This window comes from Streptomyces sp. NPDC127084, from assembly GCF_042724175.1.
GTDB lineage: Bacteria > Actinomycetota > Actinomycetes > Streptomycetales > Streptomycetaceae > Streptomyces.
Genome location: NZ_JBHXFA010000257.1, coordinates 2831 through 5981, shown reverse-complemented (window position 1 = coordinate 5981; position 3151 = coordinate 2831). Strand labels below are relative to the sequence as shown.

The 3151-nt window shown below is 70.7% G+C and carries 4 protein-coding genes; all 4 read right to left on the bottom strand.

Annotated features, from left to right (window positions below; genetic code table 11):
• Positions 1-125: 125 nt before the first annotated feature.
• On the bottom strand, positions 126-605 hold the full coding sequence (gene yajC, locus ACFWI9_RS32460) for a preprotein translocase subunit YajC (RefSeq protein WP_387168355.1): 480 nt from the start codon (positions 603-605) through the stop codon (positions 126-128).
• Positions 606-787: 182 nt separating this feature from the next.
• Positions 788-1864 carry a Holliday junction branch migration DNA helicase RuvB gene (gene ruvB / locus ACFWI9_RS32455; protein WP_387168352.1) on the bottom strand — a complete coding sequence of 359 codons (1077 nt, stop codon included), beginning with the start codon at positions 1862-1864 and terminating at the stop codon, positions 788-790.
• 23 nt (positions 1865-1887) lie between these two features.
• A complete protein-coding gene (gene ruvA / locus ACFWI9_RS32450; RefSeq protein ID WP_387168349.1) occupies positions 1888-2499 on the bottom strand; it encodes a Holliday junction branch migration protein RuvA in 612 nt (203 codons plus the stop codon).
• Positions 2496-3029 carry a crossover junction endodeoxyribonuclease RuvC gene (gene ruvC, locus ACFWI9_RS32445; protein ID WP_387168346.1) on the bottom strand — a complete coding sequence of 178 codons (534 nt, stop codon included), beginning with the start codon at positions 3027-3029 and terminating at the stop codon, positions 2496-2498. Before ruvC ends, ruvA begins: the two co-directional genes overlap by 4 nt.
• Positions 3030-3151: the final 122 nt, after the last annotated feature.

Genomic DNA, 3151 nt, shown 5'->3' with positions numbered 1-3151 from the left:
TCTAACCAACCCCCCACGGGGGTCGGGAGCGGTTGGTGTTTTAACCCCCCCCCCCCCCGGGGGGGCCGCCCCCCGCGGGGCCCGGCCGGGGCCCCCCCGGGCGCGCGCCCCCCCCCCGGTCGTCGTTACTTCGCGTCGGTGTCGCCGTCGGTCTTCTTCGCGTCGTCCATGGCGGCATCCTTGGCCTCGGGCGCGGAGGGGGCGTTGTCCGCCTCGTCCTTCTTGCCCAGGTCGATCTTGCCATCCTCGGCGCCGGCATTGTCGCCAGGGGCGTCGGTGAGCGAGGAAGCGTCGTCCGGAACGATCGGCGTGTCGCTCTTCAGGGCGTCGTCCCCGTCGCCGTGCACGATCCGGTTGTACTCGTCGTCGTCGAGGACGGCCCCGATGGCGTTCTTGGCGAACATCAGGTGGACGCCCGGCGCGGCCTCGAGGAGGACCGTGTCGTCGTTGACGTCCTTGACGGTCGCGTAGAGCCCCCCGATGGTCCGCACGCCGCTACCGGGCTGCATCTGGTTGCGCATCGTCACCGCCTGCTGCTGCTTCTTCTTGGCAGAGCGGGTCATCAGGAACATGGCCCCGATGAGCACGATGAAGGGGAGGAGCATGCCGATGTTATTCACGGGACGGAGTCCTTCGCACGACCGCGGTGAGTGGCGGCCTGATCTACGGGGGTGGGCAGCCGACCGCGACAGACAGGTCGGCATCGGCGGAGTCTAAGCGAGTCCGCATCGATGGAACAACGCCCAGCATGGCACCGTGGTTCCCCACCGGGCGACCGTCCGCGCCGTCAGGCGCCGAACAGGCCCTGCTGCCCGCCGGCGCCGTGCAGCGGAGGAACAAGCCCCAGATGTGCCCATGCCGCGGGGGTGGCGACCCGTCCGCGCGGGGTGCGGGCCAGCAGTCCCTCCCGTACCAGGAAGGGTTCGGCGACCTCCTCGACCGTCTCCCGCTCCTCCCCCACCGCCACAGCCAGCGTGGACAGGCCCACCGGGCCGCCCCCGAACAGCTTGAGCAGGGCCTGTAGCACGGCGCGGTCGAGCCGGTCGAGCCCGCGGCTGTCGACCTCGTAGACCGCGAGCGCGGCGCCGGCGATCTCGCTGTTGATCCGGCCGTCGGCCTTGACCTGCGCATAGTCCCTGACCCGGCGCAGCAGCCGGTTGGCGATACGGGGCGTGCCGCGGGAGCGTCCGGCGATCTCGGCGGCGCCTTCCGTGTCGATGGACACATCGAGGAGCTGGGCGGAGCGGTGGATGACTCGCTGGAGCTCGGCCGGTTCGTAGAACTCCATATGGGCGGTGAAGCCGAAGCGATCACGCAGCGGCGGGGGAAGCAGTCCGGCCCGGGTGGTGGCGCCGACCAGGGTGAACGGCGGCAGTTCCAGGGGGATCGCGGTGGCGCCCGGGCCCTTGCCGACGATCACATCGACCCGGAAGTCCTCCATGGCCATGTAGAGCATCTCCTCGGCCGGCCGGGACATCCGGTGGATCTCGTCGAGGAACAGCACCTCGCCCTCCTGAAGGGAGGAGAGGATGGCGGCGAGATCACCCGCGTGCTGGATGGCGGGGCCGCTGGTGATCCTGATCGGGGCGCCCATCTCGGCCGCGATGATCATGGAGAGGGTGGTCTTGCCGAGCCCCGGCGCTCCGGAGAGCAGCACATGGTCGGCGGTGGCACCGCGGGCCAGCGCCGCCTTCAGCACCAGATCGAGCTGCTCCCGCACCCGCTCCTGCCCTACGAACTCGTCCAGCGACTTGGGGCGCAGGGCGGCCTCGACGGCCTGGTCCTCGCCGTCGGCGGACGCGCCGACGAGCCGTGCCTCGGCGCCTTCGTCGGTCGGCGCTGCGGTGTCGTCGTCCCAGTTCACAGTGGATCGCCTCGGGTGGGGTGTCAGCGGGTGCGGTTCAGGGTCTGGAGGGCGGCCTTGAGCAACTGGCCGATCTGCGGCGCGCCGTCCACCGCCTCCGCGAGGGGGGTGACGGCGGTGACAGCCTCGTCGGCTTCACGCGTGGCATAGCCGAGGCCGATCAGCGCGGCATGGAGCTGGTCGCTCCAGGACTGGGTGACGGGCGCTCCGACCGCGCGGGAGGCGGAGCCGATGGGCTCACCAAGCCGGTCCTTCAACTCCAACAGCAGTTTCTGGGCGCCCTTCTTGCCGATGCCCGGTACCGCGGTGAGCGCCTTCTCGTCACCCGTGGTCACCGCGCGGCGCAGGGCGTCCGGACTGTGGACGGCGAGCATCGCCTGGGCGAGGCGCGGGCCGACGCCACTGGCGGTCTGCAGCAGTTCAAAGACCTGCCGCTCGTCGTCGTCGGCGAATCCGTAGAGGGTCAGTGAGTCCTCACGCACCACCAACGAGGTGGCCAGCATGGCATCCTGACCGATCCTCAGTGCGGAAAGGGTGTTGGGCGTGCACTGCACCGCCATGCCGACGCCGCCGACCTCGAGCACGGCAGTCGTCGGGGCGAGAGCGGCAACAGGGCCCCTCACAAAGGCGATCATTCGCTGCGGCCTTTCCTTGCGTCGTGTGCGGCGACCGCCTGCTGGAGACGGTTGTGCGCGGGGGCGCGCCAGATGTGGCAGATGGCGAGCGCCAGTGCGTCCGCCGCGTCGGCCGGTTTCGGTGGCGCGTCCAGTCGCAGCAACCGTGTCACCATGGCGCCGACCTGTGCCTTGTCGGCCCGGCCACTGCCGGTGACGGCGGCCTTGACCTCACTGGGGGTGTGCAGCACGACGGGCAGTCCGCGGCGGGCCGCGCACAGCATGGCGACGGCACTGGCCTGGGCCGTGCCCATCACCGTGCGCACGTTGTGCTGGCTGAACACCCTCTCCACCGCGACCACTTCGGGCCGGTGGCTGTCCAGCCATTCCTCTATGCCGCGCTCGATGGCGACCAGGCGGTTGCCGGTGTGCGCGTCGACCGGGGTGCGCACCACACCGACGCCGATCATGGTCAGCGGACGACCCGCGACACCTTCGACAACGCCGACACCGCAGCGGGTCAGCCCTGGATCCACCCCCAGCACTCGCACACGCCACCCCCTCTCAGCCAACTGTTCGCGCAGGCTATCGGCTCGCACTGACAACGCCCCGCAACGCGACGGGGGGAGCGGGCCGGAGGCGCCCGAGCGCAGCCTGAGCCCAATGGCACCAA

What these genes read in the sequence shown, in the direction of transcription:
- ruvA (WP_387168349.1), bottom strand. Translation starts at nt 2,499, where the DNA reads ATGATCGCCTTTGTGAGGGGCCCTGTTGCCGCTCTCGCCCCGACGACT.
- yajC (WP_387168355.1), bottom strand. Translation starts at nt 605, where the DNA reads ATGCTCCTCCCCTTCATCGTGCTCATCGGGGCCATGTTCCTGATGACC.